Here is a 26,489-nt window from a genome sequence, read left to right as displayed (position 1 = left end):
GGCGTGATCGCCATCGCCGCGGGTTCCCAGCATAGCGTGGCGCTCAAGCAGGACGGCAGCGTGCTGACCTGGGGGTATCAAAGCGACCAGAGCACGGTGCCGGCGGCAGCTCTCAGCGGCGTGACCGCCATCGCCGCAAGCCAGTCCAGGACCGCGGTGCTCAAGCAAGACGGGACGGTGCTGGCCTGGGGCTTGAGTGGCAGTTCCATCTCCGTGCTGGCAGCGGCGCAGAGTGGCGCGACCGCCATCGCCATGACCAGCAATCACGTGATGGCGCTCAAGCAGGACGGCAGCGTGGTGGTTTGGGGTCCCGTCAGCACAGGCAATCTGATCGAGGTACCCGCGGCGGCGAAAAGCGGTGTGATCGCCATCGGCGGGGGCGACAACCACTGCCTGGCGGTCACGCAGGGCGGCAGAGTGGTGGCTTGGGGCAGCAATGGGTCCCATCAGACGGATGTGCCGCGGCCCGAGCTCCGGAGCGAGATCATTGCCATCGCCCCGGCGAGTGGCCACGCGATGGCTCTCAGGCGGGACGGTACTGTCGTGGTTTGGAATGGTAACGTTTTCAGCTTGGACACGGTGCCGGTGGCAGCGCAAAGCAGCGTCATCGCCATCACCTCGGGGGCCCTTCACCGGGTGGCTCTCCGGCAAGACGGCAGCGTGGTGGCATGGGGCAACAACCAATATGGCCAGACCGCGGTGCCGACGGCGGCGCAGAGTGGCGTGACCGCCATCGCCGCGAGCGAATATCAAACCTTGGCCCTCAAGCAGGATGGCAGCGTAATCGCCTGGGGGAGCCATCCCCTCGGCCAGCCAGCGGTGCCAACCGGGGCGCAGAGCGGTGTCACCGCCATCGCCGCAGGCGATGGACATTGCCTGGCGCTCAAGCAGGACGGCAGCGTGGTGGCTTGGGGAGACAACTATTACGGCCAGTGCACGGTGCCGGTGGCGGCGCAGAGCGGCGTCATCGCCATCGCCGCGGGTTACGATCATAGCTTGGCCCTCAAGCAAAATGGCGCCGTGGTGGGCTGGGGCAAGAATTTCTATGGCCAGGCAGCCAACGTTCCGAATGCAGCGGAGAGCGGCGTGATCGCGATCGCCGCAGGCACCTATCACAGCGTAGCCCTCAAGCAGGATGGCAGCGTGGTGACCTGGGGAAGAAATGACCAGGGACAGACCCTGATGCCGACCAAGGTGCTGAGCGGGGTGAACAAGATCGCATCCAGTGCCTTCGCCGACGCGACCTTCTACCGCTTGAGCTCGGCGCTGGATCAGGATGGCGATGGCTTGAGTGACGCCGCGGAGATCCAGATGGCGGCACTGGGCTTCAACCCCGCGGTGGCCCAGCCGGAACTGGTGCGCGCGCTCTACTATAATGCTAGTAGCGCGGGCCTCTTCAGCGCAGGCCAAGTCCAGTCCCTGCGCCTTTCTTCCGGAAGGCTCTCGCTCTCTAACAACCCTATGACCGGCAAGCTCAAGCTGACCCTGGATTGGAAGAAGGCCACCGATCTAACAAGTTTCACTGACTTACCCGCCAGCCCGGCAGCCGTCTCCGTGAATGGCGCGGGTGACATCGAGTTCGAGTTCACGTCCACGGACTCCGCGGCCTTCTTCCGCTTGGATGTGGAGTGAAGGGGCGGGTCCATTTATCTAACAGATCCTACGATCATGATTGAAACCCTCGTGTCCTTTGGCCTCCCTCGCCTCGCGGTTTGTGCCTGCGTGTGGCTCGCTGCTGCCACCACCGGGTCCGCCGCCCCGGGCAGCGGTGACTGGGTCTATTCCGGATATCAATCCTCCCCGGTCTCGCCGGGGATCGCGGCCGACCTCGGCTTGGTCAAGCTGTCCATGAGCGCCACCCACGTCTTGGCGCTGACGGAGGATGGCGGCGTCGTCTTTTGGGGCTCTGACAGCGGGACCGCCCCGATTCCGGCGGCCGCACAGAGCGGAGTCACCGCCGTCGTCGCAGGGAGTCCCGATCTGGCCCTCAAGCAGGACGGCAGCGTGGTCGTCTGGGGAAGCAATGCGGCCAGCGTGCCGGTGGAGGCACGGAGCAGCGTTATCGCCATCTCCCAAGGGGCGGTGGTGAAACAGAACGGCAGCGTCATCGCCTGGGGCAGTGGCTACACCGGGGTCACACTCCCGGCAGCGCTGCAGAGCGGCGTGACCGCCCTGTCCGGCGGCCTGGCACTGAAGCAGGATGGCAGCGTGCTGCAATGGTCCGCCACCAACGCGGTAGTGATGGTGCCGAGCGGTGCCGCCGCCATCGCCCAAGGGGCGGTGCATTCGGCCGTGCTGATGCAGGATGGCAGCTTGAAGACTTGGGGGAGCTACTTCCAAGGTTCCGGTGTGGTGGATGCCACCCGGACGGTTCCCGCCAGCGGGAGCAAAATAATCGCCATCGCCGCGGGATTCAACACGGTGGCTCTCCGGCAAGACGGGACGGTCTCCACTTGGGGCTACGGCGCTGGGGCGAATGGTCAGAGCGGCGTGCGCGCCATCGCCGCCTTCGGTCCCATGACCCTGGTTCTCAAGCAGGACGGCACCGGCAAAGGCTGGGCGATCGGCGGTGAAGATCCGCTGCTGGCCGTGCCCTCGGCAATCCGCAGCGACGTAATCGCCATCGCTGCGAGCCGCAGCTCCAGCCTGGCGCTCAAGCAGGACGGTAGCGTGGCAGGGTGGGGTAACGACAGCTACGGCCAAGCCACCGTGCCGGTAGCGGCACAGGGCGGAGTGAGCGCCATCGCTGCAGGCGAGTCCCACAGTGTGGTCCTCAAGCAGAACGGCAGCGTGGTGGCGTGGGGCTACAACAGTTCCGGTCAAGCCACGGTGCCCCCGGAGGCGCAGAGCGGCGTGACCGCGATCTCTGCGGGTTCCAACTATACGCTGGCCCTCAAGCAGGACGGTAGTGTCGTGGCTTGGGGTGACAACGGCGGGAGCACGGTGCCCGCGGCAGTGCAGAGCGGGGTCACCGCCATCGCCGCAGGAAGTCCCAACCTCGCCCTCAAGCAGAACGGCGACGTGGTCGCTTGGGGTCCTAGCAGCGGAGTCGCCATGCCGCCGGAGGCGCAGAGCGGCGTGGTCGCGATCGCCACCGGTAGCGGCCATAGCCTGGTCCTCAAGCAGGATGGCAGCGTGGTGGCCTGGGGAAGAAACGACTCGGGCCAAAGCACGGTGCCACCGGAGGCGCAAACGGGCGTGAGCGCCATTGCGGCGGGTGAGCACTACACCGTGGTCCTCAAGCAGAACGGCAGCGTGGTGGCTTGGGGAGAAAACCTCTACGGCCAGACCCTGCTCCCGCGGGAAGTCGCGCGCGGTGTGAACAAGATCGTAGCCGGCCCCAATGCCATGGTTACCTATTATCGCTTGGGTCCCCTTCCCGATCAGGATGGAGATGGCTTGAGCGACCTGGCGGAGAGCCAGATGGCGGCGCTCGGCTTCAACCCTTGGGTCAGCCAGCCGGCGCTGGTCAGCGCGCTGAATGCCGGTGCCAATAGCGCCGGTCTCTACACGGCCAGCCAAGTCCAAGCCCTGCATCCCGGCAAGACCCTGATCCCCCGCAACCCGGCGACCGGCAAGCTCAAGCTGACCCTCGACTGGCAGAAGTCGACGAATCTAACAAGCTACTCCGATTTCCCCGCCAGCCCGGCGGACGTTTCGGTGAATGGCGCGGGCGACATCGAGTTTGAGTTCAGTCCGATGGATAACGCGGCTTTCTTCCGGCTGGATGGAGACTGAACTCCACCGGGCGCCCGGTTCAGGGGCTATCCGGCAAGACGAAAGCGGGCGGGCGTTTGCACTCGCCCGCCACGGGATCGGGCTTCACAGTCCGCCCGCTCATGCTTGAGATTTTAGCCAGCGCGGCCTCCGAGGCCGCTCCCGCGGCCCCGAAGGGGATCACCATGGCTGCGGAGGATTGGGTGATCTTGGGCGCCTACATCCTTGCGTCCCTGTTTTTCGCCGTGATGGCGATCCGCCGCGGAGTCCGCCGGCGGGAGGAAGCGCCCGCGCTGCCGATGAGCGCGGAGGACGCCGCCCTCGACGTGCCGGACCGCGAGGTGCCACCAACGGCAGAACTCTCTTCCTCCCTTCCGCCAGCTGCTCCCCCACCCCTGCCGCCCGGAGTGGCGGATGGAACTTACATCGCGCCGCCGCCGGAATCGGTCGCCCTGCCGGAAGACAGCCAAGGCATCTTCCGCTACTTCCGGGTGAAGACCGCGATCTACCGTAAGATCGACCTGCTCTTCATCGGCCTGGTGGTGCTGATCTTCGCCGGTCTCACGACCGGTGGCGCAGGCGGCCAGGAGGTGCCGGTGAGCGAGAAGTTCAAGCCCGAGGTGCTGGTAGTCTCGATCTTCTTCCAAGTGATGCTGATGGGCATGGCCTGCGCCTTCGTGGTGACGCGGATCCATCAAGCGGAATGGCTCGGCCTGCGCTGGCGGAGATGGTGGCTATCCATCCCGATCGCCCTATGCTCGGTGTTCTGCATGTGGTGCTTCATGGGCTTCCTCGCCGTCTCCGGCTGGAACAGCTTCCTTGAGGAGCTCTTCCACATCGAGTCGATGCAGGAGTCGGTGAAGCTGCTGAAGGAAGCGAAGGACCCGATGGTGATCGTGCTGATGTCAGTGGCGGCGGTAGTGGTGGCCCCGGTGGCGGAAGAGGTTGTGTTCCGTGGCTATCTCTATCCGGCGGCGAAACACTTCTGCGGTCCCGTGCCAGCGATCATCTTTTCCTCGCTGGTCTTCTCCGCCGCACACGCGAACGTAGTGGCACTGCTGCCCCTCTTCATCCTCGCGACGCTGCTCTGCCTGGCTTATGAGTTCACCGGATCGATCTGGGCCAATATCTCGATCCACTTCCTCTTCAATGCGGCCACGGTGACTCTCCAGTTGCTGGTCCGCTACGGGATCATTCCCAACTCCTGAATTCCACGCCATGAAATCGCTCAGCGAGCTCGGTGAGGATGCCCTGATCGCCCGCCTGCTGCAGGGCTTCTCCGGCGGCCCGGCCCTGCGCGTCGGCCCAGGCGATGACTGCGCGGTGGTCGATGAGGATCCATCTAACAGCACGGGACGGCTGCGCCTGCTGAAGACCGATGCGATCGTCGAGAACATCCACTTCCTGCCCGAGACCCCGCCGCAACAGGTCGGCTGGAAAGCGATCGCGCGCGTGCTCAGCGACTTCGCCGCGATGGGCGGCCGGCCCGAGCACCTCTTGGTGACCGTGGCGGTGGATGCCGCACGCCCGGTCGCTTGGCTCGACGGTCTCTACCGCGGCATCCGCAAGTGTCTGGAGACTCACGGTGGCGTGCTTGCCGGCGGCGAAACCTCGCGCCTGCCGCAGGGAGCACTCATCTCCGTGGCCGGCGAAGGCAGCGTGCAGAGCGATCAACTCGTACTGCGTTCCGGCGGCAAACCCGGCGACCTGATCCTCGTCACCGGCCGCTTGGGTGGCTCGATCCACGGCAAGCATCTCTCCTTCACACCGCGCCTAACAGAGGCTGCATGGCTGGTGCAGCAGCTCCGGCCCAGCGCGATGATGGATCTCTCCGACGGCCTCGCCAAGGACCTGCCACGCTTGGCAAGCGCCAGCGGCTGCGGCTTCACTCTGCAAGGCGAGATCCCCGCCACGCCGGGCTCATCCCAACAGCAAGCCTTGGGCGATGGCGAAGACTACGAGCTGCTCCTCACCGCCGCGCCGGAACATTACCAAGCCTGCGCGAATGCATGGGCCGCAGCCTTCCCCGATCTGCCTCTAACAGCAATCGGCCATCTCACCGCTGACGGCCACATCCCCGATCTGCAAGGCGGCTGGGATCACTTCCAAGCCTGAATCCATCACTCCCCATAAAGACGCCGGTACCGGCAGTGGGATACCGGCACCGGCGCGGTGCTGTTCCCCCCGGAGCACACATTCCGGGGGACCTTCCAACCAGCAGGGAAACCAAGGAAGGGGGGTTGCGGTACCCGCCCGGAGAGCTGGCACCGCGTTACAACTGTCCACACGGGGTCAACTCAATCAGTCGACGAGCACCCGGAAGAAGGCCCGCGGCGTGCTGCTGGTCTGGCCCGGGACGCGGAAGGAGCGGTAAGTCCAGCCACCCGGCAGCGCGGCAAGTCCCGCGGTAAAGGCCGCATTCGGCGTCACCTCGGAGATCGCGAGGGTCCAGTTCGCCAACTCGTAAGAGCCTTCAACGCGATAGTGAGCGCCATCCTGGGTGGCTTCGAGACCGCCATTGTCCGTCGCGAAGCTCGCTCCGCTGCGCACTGGAATGGTCATGATGAAGCTGGAGGTCTCCGGACCGCTGCCATCCGGATCGCCGACGGTGAAATAGGTATCCTGTTGCGTGCCCGAGTTCGGGTCCGTGGCGAGGGCGAACTCCTGGAGGTTTGGCTTGCCGTCATGATCCGGATCCGCATCCGACAATTGATCGGCAGCATTGGTGATCCCGTGGTCCTCGACCCACACCGAGTAAGCATCCTTCACCACCACGCTCAGGTTGGAGACATTCGCGAACTGCGTGCCAATGCCCACCAGGGAGGCAGGCAAGACCGCCGAGCCCTTGAAGCGCACCGATGCCGGTGCCGCGGAAACACTCGCACCCGTGCGGAACTCCGCCGTCGCCCGACCGGTCCCGGCAGGCGCACCAGTCACCGGAGCAAGCTGCAGGCCCACTAGATTCAAAAGCGTACCGCCGCCCGAAATTCCCACCGGCGCATTCGCACCATCCAACAGCTCCGTGGTGAAGGTAGGCGTGATCCCCAGCGCCGAATTCAGCAGGCCGCTGCCACCGATCACGTCGAAGCTGATCAAATAGGTCGTGTTCGGGCTCAAGGTCAGGGCATGCCCCGGCGCGTTGAACTTCGCCGTGGCCGACCAGTTGAGCGAGACGCCCAAGCCAGTGCCCAAGGCACCGAGGATCGAGTTCGGATTGTTATCGATGTTGAACTGCAGCGCGGAACCGGTGAGCGCCACTTGGGCACCGGTCTCCGCAAGTCGGACTTCGCCGATGAGTGCGCCGAGAACGTTCGTGCCGAGCACGGCACCGCCGTTGGCCTCAGCGGTCCAATAGGTGCCCAAGGGGCCGGACTCCGAGCCACCAAGCTCGACAGTCACGAGATCGACTCCATCAGGGATGGCCGGAGGCGTCACCGTCACGTTTCCGGCAGGGCTGAAGAGGTTGGGGTAGTTAGTGCCACTAACCACAGTCTGGCTCGCCCAGAGGGAAGGTGCGAGCACAGGGAGGAATGCAAGGGTAAGGGATAAACAGCTTTTCATTGCAACGAGGACCCTTCGCCAAGACACGCCGTTTCTCAAATGACAGCCGGGACTTTGTACTTATAAGCTCATAAGTGACGACTTTCCGGATGCATTAACCGTCCGCCATCTCCCCCGGCGACGGCTGCAAGATGCACAGGCTAATCCGCTGCCCATCCTGCGCCGCAGGACTCACCGCTACACCAAGCTCGGTGCCAGACTCAGCTGATAGGCCTCACCGATCTTCGCGGCAGTGGCTAGCACCTTGGGGTTCTCCTCTTCCACCCGCGAGTACAGCGAATAGCTGTAGGCATCCGGCAGCAAGAACTCACTGGCCTTCACGATGCCCAAGCCCGCTTGGCCGATCTGCATCCGGACATCCGCTTCTCCCGGGAAGACCAAGACCCCGATCCCCGCGAGACAAGCATCGCGTGCGGCCTCTTCATCATCGAAGGAGACTAGATCCGGCGGCAAGGAATTGAGGGATTCAAGGCAGCAGCGCTCAATGGAAGTGAGGTAGCCCGGAATCAAGCGTTCGCTCGGCACCAGCAAGGTGCAGCGCAGGACTTCCTTGGAGTTAAGGGCTGCAGGATTGAAATCGAAATAGACACGATTCCACGCGATCGTCGTGCCGTGCTCGCGCCTCAGTTCCACCCGGCGCAATGCGGGCATCTGCTCGGGCTGCGGATGGAAGCAACCACTCACCACCAGATCCACCTGGCACTCTTCAAGTGCCTGGACCCAGGGATTGCACTGTCCCGGATGCACGATCTCGATCGCCACGCCGCTTCCACAACTCCCCGCGCCGCGCAGAGCCGCAGCGATGCCCGCTCCCGAGAAAGAACGATCGACCATCACCCGGACCACGCCCTTGGTCTCGCGGACATGGCGGCCCATGCGGATGCCCAGGCGCTGATGCTCACCCATGATCCGCCGCGCGATGGCCAGCAGTTCGTGGCCTTCACGAGTAGGTGCCAAGCTCTCCTGGCTGCGCCGGAATAGGCGCAAGCCGGTCACGGATTCGAGTTTCGCGATCCGCTGGCTGACCGCCGGCTGGCTGATCCCCTGGTTGATCGCGGTCTCCGAAAAGCTGCCGCAATCCGCCAGGATCACAAAGGTCTCAAGACAATGAAGGTCGGCTTCCATCAGGGAGAGCGCTCAAAACGCGGTCCATCTGCTGCGCGATGGTGGGGAGGAATTCGTAAGGATGCTGCTTGAGGTAGGTGACGCTCAGCGGATAACCCGCCGCCGAGTCCAAGGGCACGAAGGAGACCTGTGGCATGCGGCTGAAGGACGCGGGCTGCACGCAGACGATCGCTTCCGTCTCGCCCTCAGTGAGCTCCTCCGCCCAGCGCAGGAACTGGTGCTGCGAGCACAGTCGTCCGCTGCCCGCGCCACTCGCCTCGATCTTGCGCAGAGTGTCCAGGGCCACCGCCGTCTTCGCGAAGGCAGCCAGCGACCAATTCAGGTCCGCCAATTCGCCGAGACTCAGCGGCCGGTCAAAGGATTGCAAATGGGTGCAGGCCACGTCGAAACGCAGCGGCGGCAGATCCTGCGACTCGAAGCGCCGGCCCGGAGTGCCATCCACCGCGAAAAACATGTCGCAGGCACCCGCCTCCAGCGCGCTGCGGCCTTCATCCGCCTCCACCTCCACGAAGGAAATTCGGAAGCGCTCGTCGCGCCGCAGGGAATTGAAGATCCTCCCGAAGTGACGGGTGTTGAAGACATTCCGGTCTGCCCCCAGTCGCAGGGCGCGGCCATGTTGGTGGATCCGCTTCACCGAGGCCTCGAAGCGCCGGATTTCTTCCAGCATCGGGCTCATCTCACGGTCCAACAAGCGAGCCGCGGAAGTCGGACGCAGTTCGCTGGTCGGACTGCTGACAAAGAGATGATCGCCCAGTTGTTCCTCGAGACTCTGCCAGATACGGCGGACATTCGAGGGACTGGTACGTAGTTCCAGAGAAGCGCGGGACACGGAGCCTTCCGCCATAAGCGCGGTAAAGGCTTTCAAATGCAAGGGGTCAAAGTGCATGGCGGGAGGTTCGCACGTGGAGAGAGTCAGCTAATTAGTATCTATTGAAGGTAAATCCGTCAATGAAAGTTAGGAGGTATTATAAAAAGACTGGAGCAGGGATCTTCTCTACAAGCGAAGAGAGGTGAACGAGATAGGAAAACCCTAGGAACCTCTACTGGTTGCTATAAAGTCAAGTTTCAGAGATAATTTTTGTTTAACCGGTAAATTTGCGTAGGGCGGATGTAGAGATTTTGCCCGACGCGAATCGCTCTCCCGTCCTTCCAACCCTTCCCCTTTGACAATCCAAGGGACCGCAACCACCCTCCCGCGCGAACTCCGAAGGACTCCCAATCATGGCTTACGATCTCATCGTCATCGGCGGTGGCCCGGCCGGCTACGTAGCCGCCATCCGTGCCGCCCAACTCGGCAAAAAAGTCGCCTGTGTAGAGGCGGACCGCGCGGGCGGCACCTGCTTGAACTGGGGCTGCATCCCGACCAAGGCGCTGCTCAAAAACGCGGAACTCTTCCACACCCTGAGTCACCGCGCCAAGGAGTTCGGCTTCTCCTTCGATAACCTGCAGTACGACTGGTCCGCCGTGATCGGCCGCTCGCGCACGGTCTCGAACAAGCTCGCTGGCGGCATCGAGTTCCTCTTCAAGAAGAACAAGGTCGACTACGTCCGCGGCTTCGGCTCGATCGCCGCTGCCGGCAAGGTGGAAGTCACCGCTGCCGACGGCACCAAGTCCACCCTCGAGGCCAAGCACATCATCATCGCCACCGGCGCGAAATCCCGCCCGCTGCCGCCCCTGCCCTTCAACGGTACGACCGTGATCGGCTCGAAGGAAGCGATGGTGCTCGAGAAGCAGCCGAAGAGCATGATCATCATCGGCGCCGGCGCGATCGGCGTGGAGTTCGCTTACATCTACAATGCCTTCGGCACGAAGGTCACCGTGGTGGAAATGCTGCCGCGCCTAGTGCCGGTGGAAGACGACGAAATCGGCGACGCGCTGGAGAAGTCCTTCACCAAGCAAGGGATCCGCTGCCTAGCGAACCACAAGATCACCAAGACCGAGGTCAAGGGCAACCAAGTGGAAGTCACCGTCGAAGGTGCCAAGGAAAAGGGCGTGCTCACCGCAGACGTGGTGCTCGTTGCCATCGGCGTGCAGCCGGTGCTGCCGGGCCCTGGCGGCGTGCAGCCGACACTGACCGACCGCGGCTTCGTGCAGGTCGGAGACCGCTACGAGACCTCGATCCCGGGCGTCTACGCGATCGGTGATGTCAGCGGCCCGCCGCTTCTCGCGCACACCGCTTCCTTCGAGGCGATCCAGTGCGTCGATGGCCTCTACGTCGAAGGCCACGTGCCGCGCAAGGTCACCGTCTTCCCGGGCTGCACCTACTGCCACCCGCAGATCGCCTCCGTCGGCAAGACCGAGCGCGCGCTGAAGGAAGAAGGCATCGAGTACAAGGTCGGCAAGATCCCCTTCGTCGCGATCGGCAAGGCCATCGCTTCCGGCGAGCCGGACGGTTTCGCCAAGCTGCTTTACGGCAAGAAGCACGGCGAGCTGCTGGGTGCTCACATCATCGGTGAGAACGCCACCGAGCTCATCGCCGAGATGGGTCTGGCGCTCGATCAGGAGCTTACCGCGGACGAGATCCACGCGACCATCCACGCTCACCCGACCATGAGCGAGGTGATCCACGAGGCGACCCTCGCGGCCGACGGCCACGCGATCCACTTCTGATGCAATCGGGAGCGGCCTGCCGCATCTGAAACTTCCAAGCGCCGGTGGCCCCAAGCCCCCGGCGCTTTTCTTTTGTCCTCGGGCCGCTCGCTTCTCCAAACTCCGCGCCATGCCATCGACACCCCTCATCGAAGCCTACTACGCCGCTTTCAACTCCGGTGACCGCGAAGCCTTGCTCGCCATGCTCGACGAAAACGTCGTGCACGAGATCAACGAAGGCGGCGTGGAGACCGGCAAGGACGCCTTCCGCGCCTTCCTCGGGCGCATGGACCGCTCCTACAAGGAGACCGTCGAGGAGCTCGTCGTCTTCGCCGCACCCGCCGGTGACCGCGCCGCGGCTGAGTTCTACATCCGCGGCGAATACCTCGCCACCGACAGCGGCCTGCCCGAAGCCAAGGGCCAGAACTACCGTCTCCGCGTCGGCGCCTTCTTCGAGATCGCCAATGGCAAGATCACGCGGGTCACAAACTACTATAACCTTAGTAACTGGTTGGCGATGGTCTCGACGTGAAGCAGCGTGAGGGGCTACGACCCCAAGGGATACGTAGTCCCGCCTTGAGGCGGACGAAGCAGTTCTTGCGGCGGATCCGCACCGGAGGGCCTCGGGAAGATGCGGCAGTTCGAGTGGCGTCGTCCGCCTGAAGAGCGGAACTACTTACCACCGGGGCGAGCTACAAGGGACCATCATTCGCCCCGTATTCCTCAGGTCGCGACCCCCTCACACTATCATCTTCCCTTCTTTCCACCCCCACGCCTTCAGCGTCTCCTCCGTCTGGAGCAGCCGCCCCTTCACCATCTTCTTCTTCCACTCCGGCCATTGATGCCGCAACCCGCGGAAAATCATCAGGGCCCGGACGAGCTTCGCTTCCGCCTCTTGGTTCTTTCCCGCTTCGCGCAGCTTCTCCGCCTCTCGGCTCAGGAGCCACCCTTGGAAGTAGGCATCCGACGGATCCTCCTTCTTCTTCTCTTTCCCAGGCTCCTGGGGCTTCACCTCATCTGCCCGCAGGACGGGCGCAACCACAGGCACGAGGGCAATAAGGAAGACAAAGGGGAGGAGCTTCATGGCGAATCGTATCTCTCACTTGTCTCATCCGGCAGCTCCACCCGGCAAGCCGCAACTCCCCGCCGCTGCCACCAGATACCCAACCCACCACAGAATCCGAGGTATCCCGAGATCAGGAACCAATAGGTAAATGCAAGTCTCCGGAGCTCATGGTCATCGCCACGGGTGACCTTCACATCCAGCGGTGGCAGCCAGCGCAGGTGATCACCCTTCATCGTCTGCTCCCAGATCCAAGGCTCCGGCTTGCTCGAAGAGACACGATCGCCGTTCGTCGCACCGAAGTAGAGCCATCCCGCTCCATGGGAGACAAAGTAGCGCCGCCCTGCGGAGGTCCAGCCGATCCCCCGGCCTTGATGCGAGGACTCCCACCACAGCCAGCCCAAGGAGATCCCTCCCAGAAGAGCCAGCAGGAGGAAAGGTGAACGCCACCAGCGTGGTCGATTGTAGGGGAGCGATGGCATGGAAGGGAGTAGTGCCTCCCTATAGTTCGCCGTCCTCAGGGCTCCAAGGACAACCGGCACCTCCGCCGCCGAGAGGCCCATCGCCATAGCCCCGCCGAGGCGAGCAGATACCCAGCCATCAATCCCCAATGCGGCAGTGCCAAGAGCCAGAACTTGGCGGCCGGATCCTCTGAACGCTGGAACCTGAACGGCGGCCACCAAGTCCGGCGCAGTGGGTGAACCTCGGACTGGGTGAAAGAGAAGTCCGCTGGTGGGGTGCCCAAGTCCCGCCGAAATCGCAGGAGATCACGACGCCTTGGGTCCACTTGATGGGCAGCTCTTCGTCAGGTGACAATGGCGGCGGAGGCGGGATGTTCGGAACCTTCATCTCATACACCACCCCCTCCCAGTGATCCACCGCATGGAAGGCTTGGGCCTCCGGCGAGAGCCCGGCCATCACCAGATGCCCTTCGCAGGAACTCGCCTCAAAGCCCCAAGGCCGGTAATTCAAGTCGCTGGTCTGGTAATTGGAATAGACCCAGGCCCAAGCCAGAAACAAGAAGCCGGGCAGGCCGAGGCAGAGTGGCAGCCAAGAAGAAGGACGGGCCCGCAGCTTCACTCTTGGGATTCTCTGTGGAGAGGGAGGGATTCACAAGTCCCCATCCCCCTACCCTCACGGCTCCAAAGAAAGCCCATGGCTTCGCCGCTTTCTCCAGAGCTGCCAAGCGGCAAGCCCGCCGAGCCAGACCGCCAAGTACATTGCGGTCGGCACCCAAGCCCGCATGCTGACGTAGTGGATCGGGTCATCCATCTCGGGAAAGTAGAGGCGGCTCCATCTCAGCACGGGATCTTCGCGGTCCACCCGATCCTCCTCGCCGATCGGGAAAATCTCCAGCTTCCACTGGGGCGGCCGATAGCTTGTGTCCACCATCGTCACCTGGAGAGCTTCCGGAAAGGCACGAACTTCAAATGCCGTCCGACCTGCATCGATGGACAACGACTTGGTCGGAAATAGCAGCATTACCCATCCGAGAAACGCCAACCCGGGCAGCCCCAGCCAGAACAGCCGGGATCTCCACCATGGCCTCGCCCGCGCAGGATTCATAGCTCCTCCGCCTTGCCGACCATCCGAGTCCCCTTCTCCAGCCACACCGCCAGCACCGCCACGTCCGCCGGGGTGATCCCGGAGATCCGACCGGCCTGGCCGAGGGTCGCCGGGCGGATGCGGCCGAAGTTCACCTGCGCCTCCTTCTTCAGGCCGCGGATGGCGGTGTAGTCGAGGTCGGCGGGGATTCGCTTGTCCTCATGGCGGGCCATCCGCTCCACCTGCACCTGCTGGCGGTTGAGGTGGCCTTCATACTTCAGCTCGGTCTCGATGATCGGCCAAAGTTCCACGTGGAACCTTTCGCGGAGTTCGGGGGTGAGCAAATCAAAGGTATTTTCGCTGCGACGGAACCAGTGATCGAGCTTTACCCCCTCGTGGACCACCTGCCGGGACCAACTCAGGGCCTCAGCGAGCTGGCTCTCCTTCTCACGGACGCGGCGGACCCGCTCACCGCTGGCCAGTCCTGCTTCCGCCGCCAGGGGCGTCAGGCGTAGGTCGCAGTTGTCTTGGCGCAGCAGCAGGCGGAACTCCGCACGGGAGGTGAACATGCGGTAGGGCTCGGTGCAGCCCTTGGTCACCAGGTCGTCGATCATCACCCCGAGGTAGGCTTGGTCGCGGCGCAGGACGAAGTCCCCCTTCCCTGCCACCTTCAGGGCGGCATTCGCCCCGGCGAGCAGCCCTTGGCCCGCCGCCTCCTCATAGCCGGAGGTCCCGTTGATCTGGCCGGCGAAGTAGAGGCCCGAAACCGTCTTGGTTTCCAGGGTCGGGAGAAGCTGGGTCGGCGGGCAGTAGTCATACTCCACCGCGTAGCCCGGGCGCAGGATCTCGCACTTCTCCAAACCTGGGATGGTCCGCAGGAAGGCCAGCTGGACCTCGTAGGGCAGCGAGGTGGAGACCCCGTTGACGTAATACTCGTGGGTATGGCGGCCCTCCGGCTCGAGGAAGACCTGATGGCGCTCCTTCTCCGCGAAACGGACCACCTTGTCCTCGATTGAGGGGCAATAGCGCGGTCCCACCCCTTCGATCACCCCGCAATACATCGGGGACTTGTCGAGATTGCCCCGGATGATCTCGTGTGTCGCCGGGTTCGTGTAGGTCACCCAGCAGGGCATCTGTTCCACGTGGAACGTGGAATCACCCCATGGATTGAGGGTAAAGAGGTCATCCTCCGCCTTTTCGAGGGTATCGGCGAGGTAGGAGAAGAGAGGCGCGGGTATATCCCCGTCCTGCCGCTCACAGACCGAGAAATCCAGCGAACGGGCATTCAGGCGGCAGGGGGTGCCGGTCTTGAAACGTTCCACGTGGAACCCTAGGTGCTTGAGAGAGTCGGAAACGGTGGAGGTAGCATCCCCCATGCGGCCACCTTTCTCGTTCTTCAGGCCCACGTGCATCAGGCCCCGCATGAAGGTGCCGGCGGAGAGAACCACGGAGGAGGCCTCGATCTCCATGCCCAGGGAGGTGGATATGCCCCGGACGGCGTCGTTCTCCACGAGGATCTCCGCCACGTTCCCTTGATGCAGCTCGATGCCCGGGGTGGACTCGAGCACCCACTTCATCCGGAACTGGTAGGCCTTCTTGTCGCATTGAGCGCGGGGGGCCCGGACCGAGGGCCCCTTGGAGGCATTCAGCATCCGGAACTGGATCCCGGTAGCATCCGTGTTCAGGCCCATCGCCCCGCCCAGTGCATCGATCTCCCGGACCATGTGGCCCTTGGCCAAGCCGCCGATGGCGGGGTTGCAGGACATCTGGCCGATGGTGTCCAGGTTCTGGGTCAGGACAGCCACCTGCGCTCCCAGCCGGGCAGCGGCAAGGGCGGCTTCCACGCCGGCATGGCCGGCACCGATGACGAGGACGTCGTAGCGCTTGGGATAGCGGAACATGAGTAGGGCTAGGCGGGCTAGGGCCGCGGAAGCTAGCCTTGCGTGGGGTGGCTTACAAGACCGGGAAATACGGCCGAAGTATCCCGGGAGTTCGCCCCCAAAGTGGGAGGCCCCGAACAGGGAAGCTCCCGGACAGGGGAAGCACCGTGATGCCTCGACGCCAAAAGCCCGGGGCCTAACATTCCTCTGTCGTGCCACGACTTCTCCGCTCGCGACTCCTCTGGCTGGGCCTGCCCGGCCTCGTTTTCCTGATCTGGGCTTGGGTGAGTACCATCTCCACCGCGCGAGCGCTGCTCATTGGCTACGGAAGCACCTCCAACACCTCCGTATTGCTCTGCAGCGGCGGAGGCATCATCGGGGTGTCTACCGGGACGGACATCTACGCCTCTATGGATTCCACCCCCGGCTGGTTCTTTCGTAACGAGACCATGCGAATGCCCTCCTCCGAAAATCCCTTTCGCCCATCCGCCCCGCGGCACTTCATCAGCGTGCCCTTCGATGAAAAGTGCACCATGGTAGCCGCTTACCGGACGCTGATCCTCCTCTACCTGATGGCTTGGTCCCTCGGCCTATGGTTTCGCCACCGGGTAGCCAGGAGACTTATCGCGGCTTACGAACCCGATGTTCCACGTGGAACCCTCTGATCACACCGTCCGATCCAAGATCCCCGCCGAGCCCCGCGGCAGCAGCTCGGACAGCCGGAAGACGATCCTCTCCTCCCGGTTCGCCAAGCAGACCCATGGGTCGCCGAACTCCGCCAGCACTTGGCGGCAGGCACCGCAGGGAGAGATCGGCAGCTCAGTATCCGCCACCACCGCCACCGCCTCGATCCGCTGCAGGCCCGCCGCGATCGCGGTGCCCACCGCCACCCGCTCGGCGCAGATGGTCAGGCCATAGGACAGGTTTTCGACGTTGCAGCCGGTGAAGATCTCTCCGCTCACCAGGATGGCCGCGCCCACGTGGAACTTCGAGTAGGGGGCGTAGGCCCGCTCGCGGGCTTCCCAAGCGGCTTGGATCAGCGGCTCCCAGTTGTCCATGGAGCTAGGTAAGCGCGCGGAGTCTCGCGGAGCAAGCTTCAGAACTGCAACCCGACCCAAGGCCCGGTAGGAGGCGCTAGCCTCAGCGCGCCGCTTGCGATGGGGGGATCACCTGCATGCGTCGGACACGGTTGAGGTCCGCGGAGATCGCCCGCGGCGGCCTGAGGCCAGGGCCGCCCTACCAACAGCCGCCTCACCACCACGCTTGGTAGGGCGCGCTGGCCTCAGCGCGCCGCGGGCGATGTGGGGATCACCTGCATGCATCGGACCCGGTTGAGGTCCGGGGGAATCGCACGCGGCGGCCTGGGCCAGGCCGCCCTACCGCAGACGCCCTACCGGCCCACTCAATCCCTGATTCCCATCCCATCCATTTTGGTCCACCTCCCCCGGCAAGCTAGCGCATTTTCGGCTCGCCGGACCCTCGCAGATGAGCCAAGGAAAAGGCATGCAACGTCCTTGGATTCCCGCGCTTGTGCTGCTCGCGCTGCTCATCGCCTTCCGCGCCTTGGGAGCGCAGTTCTCTCAGGAATTGCCGAACTTCCAGCCGCTGCCAGCGCTGATGCTCTGCAGCTTTGTCTTCTTCCGGGGGGCCAAGGCCTGGGCCCTGCCGGTGGCCGGTTGGCTGATCAGCAACCCGATCGCCAGCATGCTCCAAGGCTATCCTGCCTTCTCCTCAGGTGGCGGCACCACCCTCGCCTTCCTCAGCATCCTCGCCATCGCCGCACTCGCTGCCGGACCCCTGCGCAAGAACTCCTCCCCTGCCCTGCTGCTGGGTGCCGGGGTGCTCTCCGCCCTCCTCTTCCACGGGGTGACCAACACCTTCATCTGGGCGGTCGATCCCACCTACGCCAAAACCGCCGAAGGCCTTTGGCAATCCCTCTGGACCGGTCGTCCCACCGACCTGATGCCGAGCTGGATCTTCCTCCGCAACCTCACCGCTGCGAACCTGCTTTTCACCGCTCTCTTCCTGGTCTCCCGCCGTTCTTGGGAGCCTGCCGAAAAGAGTGCTCCTGCCCTCGCGCAGACCCGATAAGTTCTTGCTCCAAACCGGTTTCCTTTTCTATCTCCGCGCCGCCTACGCCCATGTCATCCGCCACCGCCACCCCGCGCCTCGATTTCGCCGGCTCCCCCATCAACAAGGCACTGACTGCCGAGCAGAAGATTGATCTCTTCCGCAAGATGGTCCGCATTCGCCGCTTCGAGCAAACCGCTCTGAAGTATTACAATGGCGGCAAGATCGGAGGCTTCCTTCACCTCTACATCGGCCAGGAGTCCGTGGCGGTCGGCACCCTCTCCCTCTGCGGCGAGAACGATCACAACATCACCGCCTACCGCTGCCACGGCCACGCCCTGACCTCGGGCATGGAGATGAACCCGCTGATGGCTGAGCTCTTCGGCAAAGCGACCGGTTGCTCGAAGGGCAAGGGCGGCTCGATGCACTTCTTCGCCCCGGACAAAAACTACTGGGGCGGCCACGGCATCGTCGGCGGCCAGACTCCGCTCGGCCTCGGCCTCGGCTACGGCCTCAAGTATCTCGGCAAGGAAGGCTGCGCCCTCTGCTACCTCGGCGACGGCGCCGTGAACCAAGGTGCCTTCCACGAGTCCCTGAACATCGCCGCCCTCTTCGAGATCCCGGTGATCTACGTCATCGAGAACAACGGCTACTCGATGGGCACTTCCCAGAAACGCTCCTCCGCCTACCGCGGTTGCTTGGCCCAGCGCGCCGAGGCTTACGACATGGAGTGGGATGTGATCGACGGCTCCGATCTCTACGAGGTCCGCGCCAAGACCCACATCGCCATGGAGCGCGCTCGCAAGCAGCACAAGCCCGCCATCCTGGAGATCAATACCTACCGCTACTACGGCCACAGCGTCGCCGACGCGAACGCCAAGAAGTACCGCAGCCCGGAGGAGATCGAGAACTACAAGACCAACTTCGACCCGATCCGACTGTGGCGGAAGCGCCTTGTCGAAGAGGGCGTCGCCACTGAAGAGCAGCTCGACGCCATCGACAAGGAAGCCGCGAACGAAGCCACCGCCTCCGTGAAGTTCGCCGAGGAATCCCCCGCCCCGACCATCGAGGATGTCATGACCGATGTTTACTGGGAAACCGACAACAACACCCCGGCCTCCAAGCTCGGCCGCCACTTCTTCACCGACTGAGCCAACTACTAGAACCATAGTAGATCCACCGGTTTTCTTCCAATTTCCCTGCATCCATCATTCTCCATGTCCCGCACGCTTACCTACCGCGAAGCTCTCCGTGAAGGCCTCGACGAGGAACTCGCCCGCGACCCCAACGTCGTCATCATGGGCGAGGAAGTCGCCCAGTACAACGGTGCTTACAAGGTGACCGAAGGCCTCTGGAAAAAGTGGGGCGACAAGCGCATTGTCGACACCCCGATCTCCGAGGCCGGCTTCATCGGCATGGGCATCGGTGCCTCCATGCTCGGCGTCCGGCCGGTGATGGAGCTGATGTTCTGGTCCTTCCACTCCGTCGCCTTCGACCAACTGGTCAACAATGCCGCCTGCGTGCGCTACATGTCCGGCGGTCTGATCAACTGCCCGATCGTGATGCGCGGCCCGGCCAACGGCGGCACCAACGTCGGCGCCACCCACTCCCACATCCCGGAAGGCCTCTTCGCCGCCTTCCCCGGTCTGAAAGTCGTCGCCCCTGCCACCCCGGCTGATGCCAAGGGCCTGATCAAGGCCGCCATCCGCGACAACGACCCGGTCTATGTGATGGAAAACACCCGCCTCTACGGCATGACCGGCGAGGTGCCGGATCCGGCCGACGGTGACTTCGTGATCCCGCTCGGCGTCGCCGACCTGAAGCGCGAGGGCAAGGACGTCTCGATCATCGGCCACGGCCGTTCCATCATCCACGCCCTCGAGGCCGCCGAGACCCTGAAGGAAAAGCACGGCATCGAAGCCGACGTCCTCGACCTGCGCTCGATCCGTCCCCTGGACGTCGAGGCGATCCTCAAGTCCGTCAAGAAGACCAACCGGGTCGTCCTCGTCGACGAGTCGAAGGGCTTCGGCGGTGTCTCCGCCATGGTCTCCCACCTGATCCAAGACGAGGCCTTCGATTACCTGGACGCGCCGATCAAGCGCGTGACTACAATTGATGCACCGGCGATATACTCCCAACACGTGGAGGACGAACAGCTTCCAAATCCGCGCCGGATTGTTGAAAAAGTTCTGTCTTTGCGTTGAGCTGGAAGGCTTTTTCATTGCCAGTCCAACAGGCCTTTCTAACCTATTGGCAACATGACCAAACTTCTTGCCCTCGCTGGCCTTGTCGGTCTTTGCCTCGCAGCGACCTCGTGCTGCTGCCTCTTCTAATCGATTACTACCATGAAAAACCTGCTCCTGATCCTGCCCTTGATCGCCCTCTCCCTGGGTCTTTCGTCCTGCTGCTCGATGTTCGGCGGCAAGAGCTGGACCGCCGGCTACACCACCGAAACCTACCAGCGCAAACTCTGCGGCTATGATGTCGTGCGCGAGGAAGTCGTCGTGGACGCCAAGAGCGGCCTGACCGAGGTCAAGGAAACCAAGGTCCCGCGCTACAAGACCGTGACCAAGAAGGTCCGCATCAAGTGCGGTGATTGCGTCCGCCTCTACTGCCCGAACGAAGGCTGCTGCGGCTCCGACACCACCGCTGCCCGCCGCATGTCCACCATCCAAGGTGGCACCGGCAGCCCGCACGTCGGCCTGATCCCGACCATGAAGCAAATCACCGTCGAGTAATCAGCGGATCCTAACTAACCTTTTTAAAAGCGGAGGCTTCCTCAGGGGAGTCTCCGCTTTTGTTTTCCCCTTGCCGGGCTGCCGGAGCCACCGCATCCATGGGGATGATGAGAAACTTTCTGCTAGCCGGAGCCTGCCTAGGACTCGCCGCCTGCAAACCGGAGCCGAAACCCGCTCCCGCTCCCGAACCCCCGCCCGCCAATTCCCCCGAGGCAAAGGCCGTAGCGGACCCGAATGAGGCCAAAACCTACGTCGGAATGACCCTGCCGGAAGCCCAAACCCGCGCCGACAAGGCCCAGATCATGTGGCGTGTGGTCGAGGAAGACGGCGTGAAGAAGCCGGTCACCATGGACCATCGCCCCGAGCGCCTGAACTTCGCCGTGGAAAAAGGAAAAGTGATCCGCGTCACCAAGGGTTGACCTGTCCGGAAAAGACTGGAAAACGCGTTCCGTTCCCCCACTCTCGCCCCGCCCCACTCCCTTTTCTTCATTCCATCCATGGCCATCCAAATCGAAATGCCAAAGCTCTCGGACACCATGACCGAGGGAACACTCATCAAGTGGCACAAGAAAGTCGGCGATTCCGTCGAGATCGGTGACATTCTTGCCGAAGTCGAAACCGACAAGGCGACCATGGAAATGGAAGCCTTCGACGAAGGCACCATCAGCGAAATTCTGGTTCAAGAGGGCGAGAAGGCTGCCATTGGCGCCACGCTGGCCGTGCTCGATGGCGACGACGCTGGCGCAGCACCTGCCGCCGCTCCCGCTGAAGCGGCTGCTGCGCCTCAAGCCCAAGCCGCTCCTGCTGCCACTCCGGCGGCTGCCGCTCCCGCCCCAGTGAAGAGCGAAGACGGCTCGCGCCTCAAGGCTTCCCCGCTGGCCCGCAAGGTCGCCGGTGAACTGGGAGTCGATCTCGCCGGTCTTGCTGGCTCCGGTCCTGCCGGCCGCATCGTCCGCGCGGATGTGGAAGCTGCCAAGGGTGGTGCCAAGCCTGCCGCCAAGTCCGCTGAATCTTCCGCTGCTGCTGGCCTCGCCGCGGCTGCCAAGGCCCGCACCGCTCCGGCTCCTGCCGCCGCTGCTGCTCCGGCACCCGCCGCTGCTGCCATCATGCCGACCGCGAAGGAAGGTGACACCCGCGTTGAGCTCTCCTCGATGCGCAAGGTCATCGCTTCCCGCCTGCTGACTTCCAAGCAGACGATCCCACACTTCTACCTGCACGTGGAAGCCGATGCCGCCCCGCTGATGGCGCTGCGCAAGCAGATCAACGCCCAGGCCGAGCAGACCCACGGCAACAAGTATTCGGTCAACGACTTCGTCCTGAAGGCCGTGATCAACGCGACCATGGCAGTGCCAGCGGTCAACGCGTCCTTCGCCGGCGACCACATCGTCTCCTTCAAGCACGTCGGCCTCGCGGTCGCGATCGCCGTGGAAGATGGCCTCGTGACCCCTGTGATCCAGCAGGCCGAGACCAAGTCCGTGCTGCAGATTTCCAAGGAAGTGAAGGACATGGCTGCCCGCGCCAAGGAGAAGAAGCTCAAGCCGAGCGAATTCGACGGCGGCACCATCACTGTCTCGAACCTTGGTGCCTGGGGCATTGAGAGCTTCGACGCGATCGTCAACCCGCCGCAGGCCCTGATCCTGTCCGTGGGTGCCGCGATCGAGAAGCCGGTGGTCAAGGGTGGCCAGATCGTGCCCGGCCTGCGGATCAACCTCGGCGTCAGCTGCGACCACCGTGTGGTCGATGGCGCGGTCGCTGCGGCCTTCCTGGCCGAGGTGAAGAAGCTGATCGAGCAACCGGCCCTGATGCTGGTGTAAGAGGCCTCCAGAGACCTTTCCTGCAAGGCGTGCCATCCGATGGGTGGCACGCCTTTCTGTTGGGTGGAAGGGGCCTTGGGAGGCCATCCTGGGAGAGATGAGGTGCCAGGCCCACAGAGAGGCCTCTAGCAGCGGTCAGCCGCAATGCTCCGCAGCTATGCGAGCGCTATCCATTCGCCCTGCGCGATGTGGCAGGGCCTCGCTGGTAGCTTCTGCGGGGCAGGTGCCTCCGCGCTCCCGAGAAGAGCTTGGGGTGGCTCGATGCCAGGTCGGTGAGGGCGACTTTTTCACATGCTCTAAGAAGAGATCATTTAGAAACTAAAGAACGTCTTCATCGTAATGATGTGAACAAGCCCAACAAATCGCCGTTCCACCGCTTCACCAAAGGGATTCCACGGCTAACAAAGCTTGGGTAAAACCTCCGGGCAATTGGCCACAAGTGCGGTAAGGAAGCCTCGGTTTGAAAATTACGCCCGAGGAATTCCCGAGATGTTCACAGTCCGCTAACAGAACTCCGGATGAACTCCGCCCGCGTCTTGTTAGCGCTGCGGGCGAATGCCCTTGTTCAGGGAGCGTGGGCAGGATTTGTTCCATGGAATGGGTAAGCTCGCTTGGTGTGTGCCGCCGCTTCTCGGCCTTGCTTCCTTTGCGGGGGTGTGGGCCCTGAGTCCGGCTGCCCAAGTCCTTCCTGTGTCGCGTCCGGCTGACGGGCTCGCTTTGCTTCATGCTGGCCCTAGCGATGTCCTGAGTGCCATCGAGCGTGCGAAGAGTGAACAGGAGGCAGCGGCGGCTGCCAAGGCGGAGACTTTCCCAAGCGACAACGAGGCCCTGAAAGCCGAGTATCTAAAACTCAAGCAGAAGTTGCTGAGCCTGCATGCGGTCAAGAATTGGCCAGCCTATCGAGTCCAGTCCGAGCGCTACCATCAGATGACGCTTGAGCTGGGGAGGCGGCTGGGGGCCGATGCGAAGGCGTGGATCCTGAAGGTCGAGCCCAGCGCACTGGTCTGGGTGATGGAAGGATGGGCGGAGGCAGATCCGGCGGGAGCTTTCCGCAATGTGGTCAGCGCGCGCGATTCCCGGCCTTGCGACGGGGATTTGCTGATGAAGCTAATCGCGGCGCAAAAGGATGGCGAAGGGATGAGGGCCGCGGTGCTCGAAGTGCCATGGCATCTCTTTGATGGAATGGTCTATCATCCCTCGCTGGATGGCAGCAATTCGAGCCGCGAGGCGCGCCTTTTCGAGGACGCGAACTTCAACGACTGGGTCGAAAGTGGCGCTGCTCGTGCCATGGCGGAGAAGGGAGTGCAGATTCGGCTCTTCTTCCACCAATGGGCCGGACAGAATCCGGAACAGGCTCTCGCCCAATGGGAGACTTGGCCCGATGAGCGTCCGCAAGCGGCCAATGCCCGGATGCTGGAGATCCTACAGGCTACATCCCGGGATGACGCGCTGGTGGCCCGGGTCCACACGGCGTGGGAGCAGATGCCTGCCGAAGAACGAGGGAGAATGTCCGCAGCGTTCGAGGGATACCGCAAGAGTCTTCCCAGCGAGTGGACGGATCCGAATGACCGCCTGGACCAAGCGTTCCAGTTTCTCCTACCAGCCTCGACCCCGGCGCCTTCGAAATGAAGCCCGCAGTCCATCATCCGCTGTGGTGGGCCGCATGTCTGGTCTCGGTGGCTACCGGCATCCGGATGGGATCGCAGCGTCCAAGTACGGCGAATGTAGTAATTGAAGCCGTTCAAGCGCGGCCCGGTACGGAAGTGTCGATGCCGGATGATCCCCGCAGCCAGACGCGCCAGCCTGCGGATCAATTCGACAGTGAGAGCCTTCTGACGGCGCTCCTCACGCCCTCGGCTTCGCGCGATGAGTTGACCAAGGCACTGATAGACCGGGAGGGCTGGAAGGCATGGCCGAAGGTGCTAGCCATTGCCGATACCGCTCTTCGTGAGGAGCTTTCCGGCACTTTCCTCAAGTTCTACGCGGAGCGCGATCCGAAGCAGGCATTCGCGGAATGGAAGAAGCATCGTAGCGAATTTTCGGCGGAGGACTGGGGGAACAGTGCCCTAATCGAGGTGGCTGGTGCGGCAGCCCGGACCTCGGCGGATTCCCTGATCGAGTTCATGGCCGACACCCGGACCGAGAGCGATCACTCGGGCATCAGCACTGACTTCGCCGAAGACTTCGATTTCGCGCGGATGATGGACTACCTCGCGTCTTCGAAAAGCAGCACGCAGGTCGGGATCTTGAACCTCTTGCCGGCATGGGCGGAACGCTCGCCTCTACAGGCGGCAATGTGGCTGGAAGCTCATCGCGACTTCGCCATGGATTCCGAGCGAATCCTCAACCTGAATTCGACGATGGTGCAGGTGGTGGCTGCGGAGCTTCCGCCTGTCGAGCGGGAACAAGCAGTGAGTGCGCTAGGCAACTTGCCAGAGCCCTTGGTGGACCAGATGTGGAACAGCATCTTCCACGACGGCGACAAGCCCGATGCGTCCCTGCTCGAATCCGCCACACTGATGAAGCGCCGGGAGGATTACCTCAGGGCCATGCTGCTAGCGGCCAGGCAGCAGGACAGGCTCGATCCAGCCTGGGACTTGGTTCCGGCCACGGAGCGTATCGAGATCTTCAAAGCCGTGGACTCGACGTGGAATGCAGGAAGTTCTCCCGTGGAAACGGAATCCAAGGAGCGCTGGCGCAAAATGATCACGAGTGCTTGGGGCATCGATCCTTGATGAAAATTCACTGCCGCTTCATCCGGCTTTCCCGTAGCTGATAAGTGCCAGGCGTGCGCGATGGCAATGCCCTCGTGCTTGCGGTGCTGGCGCTTGTCGCGGCGTTGTGTGCCCTGCCCTTGGCGTGGAACTTCGCGAGCAGCTACGAGGGCTACCTGCAGTTGCGCGCGTTCACTTTCCGCCTGGTCGTAAACGCAATGGCAATCTGGGTTGGCGGCTACTTTGCCTTTGCGCTGCTGCTCCAGGCGCGGGTGTGGCACTGGCGCTGGCGCTTTACTCCGGCTGTGGCTTCATCCCCATCTTGTCGCGGCACCAAGAGAGAGCCATGAGGGCGTAGCCGGTGCCATAGGGCTGGTGGTAGTCGTAAAGCGGGTAATCCCACCAAGAGCCGTCTTTTTCCTGCCGGAAGAGGATCAGGGTTGCGAGCTTCTGGGCGTGTTCCTTCTGCGCGATGGCAGGCAGGAATTCGACGGACTGGGTGAAGTAGAAGACGCCGTAGTAGTAGAAGTAACCGGAAATCTGGAAATGCGTCTCGTGCGGCACCGGGCGCTTGCGGCCGATGCTGAGGAAGCCTTCGCGCTCGATGAAGCGGTTGGCCCAGGTGTTGATGACCTCATCCGTCACCTTGTCGTCGCCAAAGGCGCGCAAGGTTGCGTTGCAAGCCTGGCTGCGGGCGAGCGAACCCGCGGGACGATTGATCGGTACGCGCGGACGATAGATGTGGCTGTGCGAGTAAACGTACGAGAAATCCGGCGTGCGCTGGCGCTCCACGCTGGCGAGCGAGGCCTTGACGATGCGGTCGTCAAGCTTGATGCCCATCACATCGCGGGCCTCGCGCATCGCGAGAAGTACGGTAGCCGTAGTAAATGAGGTGGTGATGCCGGTGGGCTTCTGGGTGGTCAGGCCATCGTAGATGTCGAGATAACCCCAGCCGCCGTTGAGATCCATGTAGCGGTTCACCAGGTCGCATTGTTCCTGCGCGAGGCGCTTCCACTTCTCCTTGTCCTCGTCGGTCTTCGCGATTTTGTAGAGACGCGCGAGCGCGCGCATGCCGTAGGCGTGACCCCAGGCATTGTAGGTCGTCGTCTGGTCGGCGCGGCGCAGCTTCGGCAGCTCGCTTTCCATCCACGCGGCACCCTTGGCGATGGCCGCCAAGGTCTCGGGCCGGGTATCGCCGCTATCGATGAGCCCGGAGAGCGCGAGGCCGCTGGCACCGGCGCGGAAGGCGTGGTGCGCGCCGGGCAGGGGCGCGTAAATATTCAGGCCCTTGGTCCGCGTGGGACCGCCCCAGGAGCCGTTTGGGTTCTGCTTGGCGATCAGGAAATCCACGCCGCGCCGGATCGATCCGGCCACCGTGATCTCATTCACGACGGCCTGTGGTTTCTCCTGCGCCGCCACGCTGGCGACGCTGAACACAATGGCGGCAATGGCTCCCTTCATGGCTGGCTTCAGTCGGGGATGATCACCACTTGGCCGGCGTCCACACCGCTGACGATCTCGACGCGGTCGCCGGAAACCCGGCCGCGCTTCACGCTGCGGCTCTCATTCTTGCCGTCTGCCATCTTCACCTGGACGGTCCAAGTGCCATCGTCGCCTGCCTTCAGGGCCTTGGCCGGGAGGGAAACCGCGGAGTCATCCTTGTAGGTCACGAA

25 protein-coding genes and 2 pseudogenes are annotated in these 26,489 nt (G+C 63.3%); 16 read left to right on the top strand and 11 right to left on the bottom strand.

Annotated features, from left to right (window positions below):
- The 4 genes and pseudogenes from BV071_RS33195 to BV071_RS17865 all read left to right on the top strand — a co-directional run.
- A pseudogene (locus tag BV071_RS33195) lies at window positions 1-1,632 on the top strand (hypothetical protein); the annotation flags it as partial.
- 36 nt (window positions 1,633-1,668) lie between these two features.
- Entirely contained in the window at window positions 1,669-3,738 is a 2,070-nt protein-coding gene (locus tag BV071_RS33190) for a hypothetical protein (protein WP_052573513.1), read from the top strand.
- Between the two features lie 101 nt (window positions 3,739-3,839).
- On the top strand, window positions 3,840-4,925 hold the full coding sequence (locus BV071_RS17870; protein ID WP_035610180.1) for a CPBP family intramembrane glutamic endopeptidase: 1,086 nt from the start codon (window positions 3,840-3,842) through the stop codon (window positions 4,923-4,925).
- Window positions 4,926-4,935: 10 nt separating this feature from the next.
- Complete coding sequence (locus BV071_RS17865) at window positions 4,936-5,832, top strand: thiamine-phosphate kinase (RefSeq protein WP_052573512.1); 897 nt, start codon at window positions 4,936-4,938, stop codon at window positions 5,830-5,832.
- A 186-nt stretch (window positions 5,833-6,018) separates the two neighbouring features.
- Here the strand turns inward: BV071_RS17865 and BV071_RS17860 are convergent, their stop codons facing one another.
- The 3 genes from BV071_RS17860 to BV071_RS17850 form a co-directional block, all read right to left on the bottom strand.
- Window positions 6,019-7,239 carry a hypothetical protein gene (locus BV071_RS17860; RefSeq protein ID WP_035610177.1) on the bottom strand — a complete coding sequence of 407 codons (1,221 nt, stop codon included), beginning with the start codon at window positions 7,237-7,239 and terminating at the stop codon, window positions 6,019-6,021.
- 216 nt (window positions 7,240-7,455) lie between these two features.
- On the bottom strand, window positions 7,456-8,403 hold the full coding sequence (locus BV071_RS17855; RefSeq protein WP_035610174.1) for a LysR family transcriptional regulator: 948 nt from the start codon (window positions 8,401-8,403) through the stop codon (window positions 7,456-7,458).
- Complete coding sequence (locus BV071_RS17850; RefSeq protein WP_081886071.1) at window positions 8,378-9,289, bottom strand: LysR family transcriptional regulator; 912 nt, start codon at window positions 9,287-9,289, stop codon at window positions 8,378-8,380. Before BV071_RS17850 ends, BV071_RS17855 begins: the two co-directional genes overlap by 26 nt.
- Window positions 9,290-9,624: 335 nt before the next feature.
- Here BV071_RS17850 and lpdA point away from each other — a divergent pair, with 335 nt between their 5' ends.
- Both lpdA and BV071_RS17840 read left to right on the top strand, forming a co-directional pair.
- Complete coding sequence (lpdA, locus tag BV071_RS17845; protein WP_035610168.1) at window positions 9,625-11,013, top strand: dihydrolipoyl dehydrogenase; 1,389 nt, start codon at window positions 9,625-9,627, stop codon at window positions 11,011-11,013.
- A 109-nt stretch (window positions 11,014-11,122) separates the two neighbouring features.
- On the top strand, window positions 11,123-11,524 hold the full coding sequence (locus BV071_RS17840; RefSeq protein WP_035610166.1) for a ketosteroid isomerase-related protein: 402 nt from the start codon (window positions 11,123-11,125) through the stop codon (window positions 11,522-11,524).
- 207 nt (window positions 11,525-11,731) lie between these two features.
- Here BV071_RS17840 and BV071_RS17835 read toward each other — a convergent pair whose 3' ends face one another.
- The 5 genes from BV071_RS17835 to mnmG all read right to left on the bottom strand — a co-directional run bounded on the left by BV071_RS17835 (window position 11,732) and on the right by mnmG (window position 15,501).
- Window positions 11,732-12,076, bottom strand: a complete 345-nt coding sequence (locus BV071_RS17835) for a hypothetical protein (protein WP_035610163.1) — start codon at window positions 12,074-12,076, stop codon at window positions 11,732-11,734.
- Window positions 12,073-12,537, bottom strand: coding sequence for a hypothetical protein (locus BV071_RS17830; protein ID WP_265594567.1), 465 nt, complete (start codon window positions 12,535-12,537; stop codon window positions 12,073-12,075). The genes BV071_RS17835 and BV071_RS17830 overlap by 4 nt, the downstream gene beginning before the upstream one ends.
- Window positions 12,538-12,655: 118 nt before the next feature.
- Window positions 12,656-13,135 (bottom strand): hypothetical protein, encoded by a 480-nt coding sequence (locus BV071_RS17825; RefSeq protein WP_035610158.1) that lies wholly within the window; start codon window positions 13,133-13,135, stop codon window positions 12,656-12,658.
- 54 nt (window positions 13,136-13,189) lie between these two features.
- Window positions 13,190-13,537 (bottom strand): hypothetical protein, encoded by a 348-nt coding sequence (locus tag BV071_RS17820; RefSeq protein WP_035610157.1) that lies wholly within the window; start codon window positions 13,535-13,537, stop codon window positions 13,190-13,192.
- A gap of 80 nt (window positions 13,538-13,617) precedes the next feature.
- Window positions 13,618-15,501 carry a tRNA uridine-5-carboxymethylaminomethyl(34) synthesis enzyme MnmG gene (gene mnmG / locus BV071_RS17815; protein WP_035610156.1) on the bottom strand — a complete coding sequence of 628 codons (1,884 nt, stop codon included), beginning with the start codon at window positions 15,499-15,501 and terminating at the stop codon, window positions 13,618-13,620.
- Window positions 15,502-15,692: 191 nt separating this feature from the next.
- Here mnmG and BV071_RS17810 point away from each other — a divergent pair, with 191 nt between their 5' ends.
- Complete coding sequence (locus BV071_RS17810; RefSeq protein WP_035610154.1) at window positions 15,693-16,145, top strand: hypothetical protein; 453 nt, start codon at window positions 15,693-15,695, stop codon at window positions 16,143-16,145.
- Here the strand turns inward: BV071_RS17810 and BV071_RS17805 are convergent, their stop codons facing one another.
- Window positions 16,146-16,538, bottom strand: coding sequence for a cytidine deaminase (locus tag BV071_RS17805; protein ID WP_035610148.1), 393 nt, complete (start codon window positions 16,536-16,538; stop codon window positions 16,146-16,148).
- Window positions 16,539-16,983: 445 nt separating this feature from the next.
- On the opposite strand from BV071_RS17805, the gene BV071_RS17800 reads away from it, so the two are divergent.
- The 9 genes from BV071_RS17800 to BV071_RS35500 all read left to right on the top strand — a co-directional run bounded on the left by BV071_RS17800 (window position 16,984) and on the right by BV071_RS35500 (window position 25,166).
- Window positions 16,984-17,571: a DUF6580 family putative transport protein gene (locus BV071_RS17800; protein ID WP_265594566.1), complete on the top strand. Its 588-nt coding sequence runs from the start codon at window positions 16,984-16,986 to the stop codon at window positions 17,569-17,571.
- Window positions 17,572-17,621: 50 nt separating this feature from the next.
- Entirely contained in the window at window positions 17,622-18,701 is a 1,080-nt protein-coding gene (gene pdhA / locus BV071_RS17795; RefSeq protein ID WP_035610142.1) for a pyruvate dehydrogenase (acetyl-transferring) E1 component subunit alpha, read from the top strand.
- Between the two features lie 66 nt (window positions 18,702-18,767).
- Complete coding sequence (locus BV071_RS17790; RefSeq protein ID WP_035610135.1) at window positions 18,768-19,754, top strand: alpha-ketoacid dehydrogenase subunit beta; 987 nt, start codon at window positions 18,768-18,770, stop codon at window positions 19,752-19,754.
- A 141-nt stretch (window positions 19,755-19,895) separates the two neighbouring features.
- Window positions 19,896-20,288, top strand: a complete 393-nt coding sequence (locus tag BV071_RS17785) for a hypothetical protein (protein ID WP_035610132.1) — start codon at window positions 19,896-19,898, stop codon at window positions 20,286-20,288.
- Between the two features lie 104 nt (window positions 20,289-20,392).
- On the top strand, window positions 20,393-20,707 hold the full coding sequence (locus BV071_RS17780) for a hypothetical protein (RefSeq protein WP_265594565.1): 315 nt from the start codon (window positions 20,393-20,395) through the stop codon (window positions 20,705-20,707).
- A 78-nt stretch (window positions 20,708-20,785) separates the two neighbouring features.
- Window positions 20,786-22,102 (top strand): dihydrolipoamide acetyltransferase family protein, encoded by a 1,317-nt coding sequence (locus BV071_RS17775; RefSeq protein ID WP_035610123.1) that lies wholly within the window; start codon window positions 20,786-20,788, stop codon window positions 22,100-22,102.
- Window positions 22,103-22,699: 597 nt separating this feature from the next.
- Window positions 22,700-23,731 carry a hypothetical protein gene (locus BV071_RS17770; protein WP_035610121.1) on the top strand — a complete coding sequence of 344 codons (1,032 nt, stop codon included), beginning with the start codon at window positions 22,700-22,702 and terminating at the stop codon, window positions 23,729-23,731.
- Window positions 23,728-24,837, top strand: a complete 1,110-nt coding sequence (locus tag BV071_RS17765; RefSeq protein ID WP_265594564.1) for a hypothetical protein — start codon at window positions 23,728-23,730, stop codon at window positions 24,835-24,837. The genes BV071_RS17770 and BV071_RS17765 overlap by 4 nt, the downstream gene beginning before the upstream one ends.
- A gap of 44 nt (window positions 24,838-24,881) precedes the next feature.
- Window positions 24,882-25,166 (top strand): hypothetical protein, encoded by a 285-nt coding sequence (locus tag BV071_RS35500; protein ID WP_265594563.1) that lies wholly within the window; start codon window positions 24,882-24,884, stop codon window positions 25,164-25,166.
- Here the strand turns inward: BV071_RS35500 and BV071_RS17760 are convergent.
- Both BV071_RS17760 and BV071_RS17755 read right to left on the bottom strand, forming a co-directional pair.
- Window positions 25,111-26,277 (bottom strand): terpene cyclase/mutase family protein, encoded by a 1,167-nt coding sequence (locus BV071_RS17760; RefSeq protein ID WP_052573510.1) that lies wholly within the window; start codon window positions 26,275-26,277, stop codon window positions 25,111-25,113. The two genes, BV071_RS35500 and BV071_RS17760, sit on opposite strands and share 56 nt — an antisense overlap.
- An 8-nt stretch (window positions 26,278-26,285) precedes the next feature.
- Window positions 26,286-26,489, bottom strand: a pseudogene (locus BV071_RS17755) (hypothetical protein); the annotation flags it as partial.

Origin of the sequence: Haloferula sp. BvORR071, assembly GCF_000739615.1 — a bacterium.
Taxonomy (GTDB): domain Bacteria; phylum Verrucomicrobiota; class Verrucomicrobiia; order Verrucomicrobiales; family Akkermansiaceae; genus Haloferula.
Note: the sequence above shows the minus strand (reverse complement) of the source record. Positions and strands in the feature narration are given on the sequence as shown.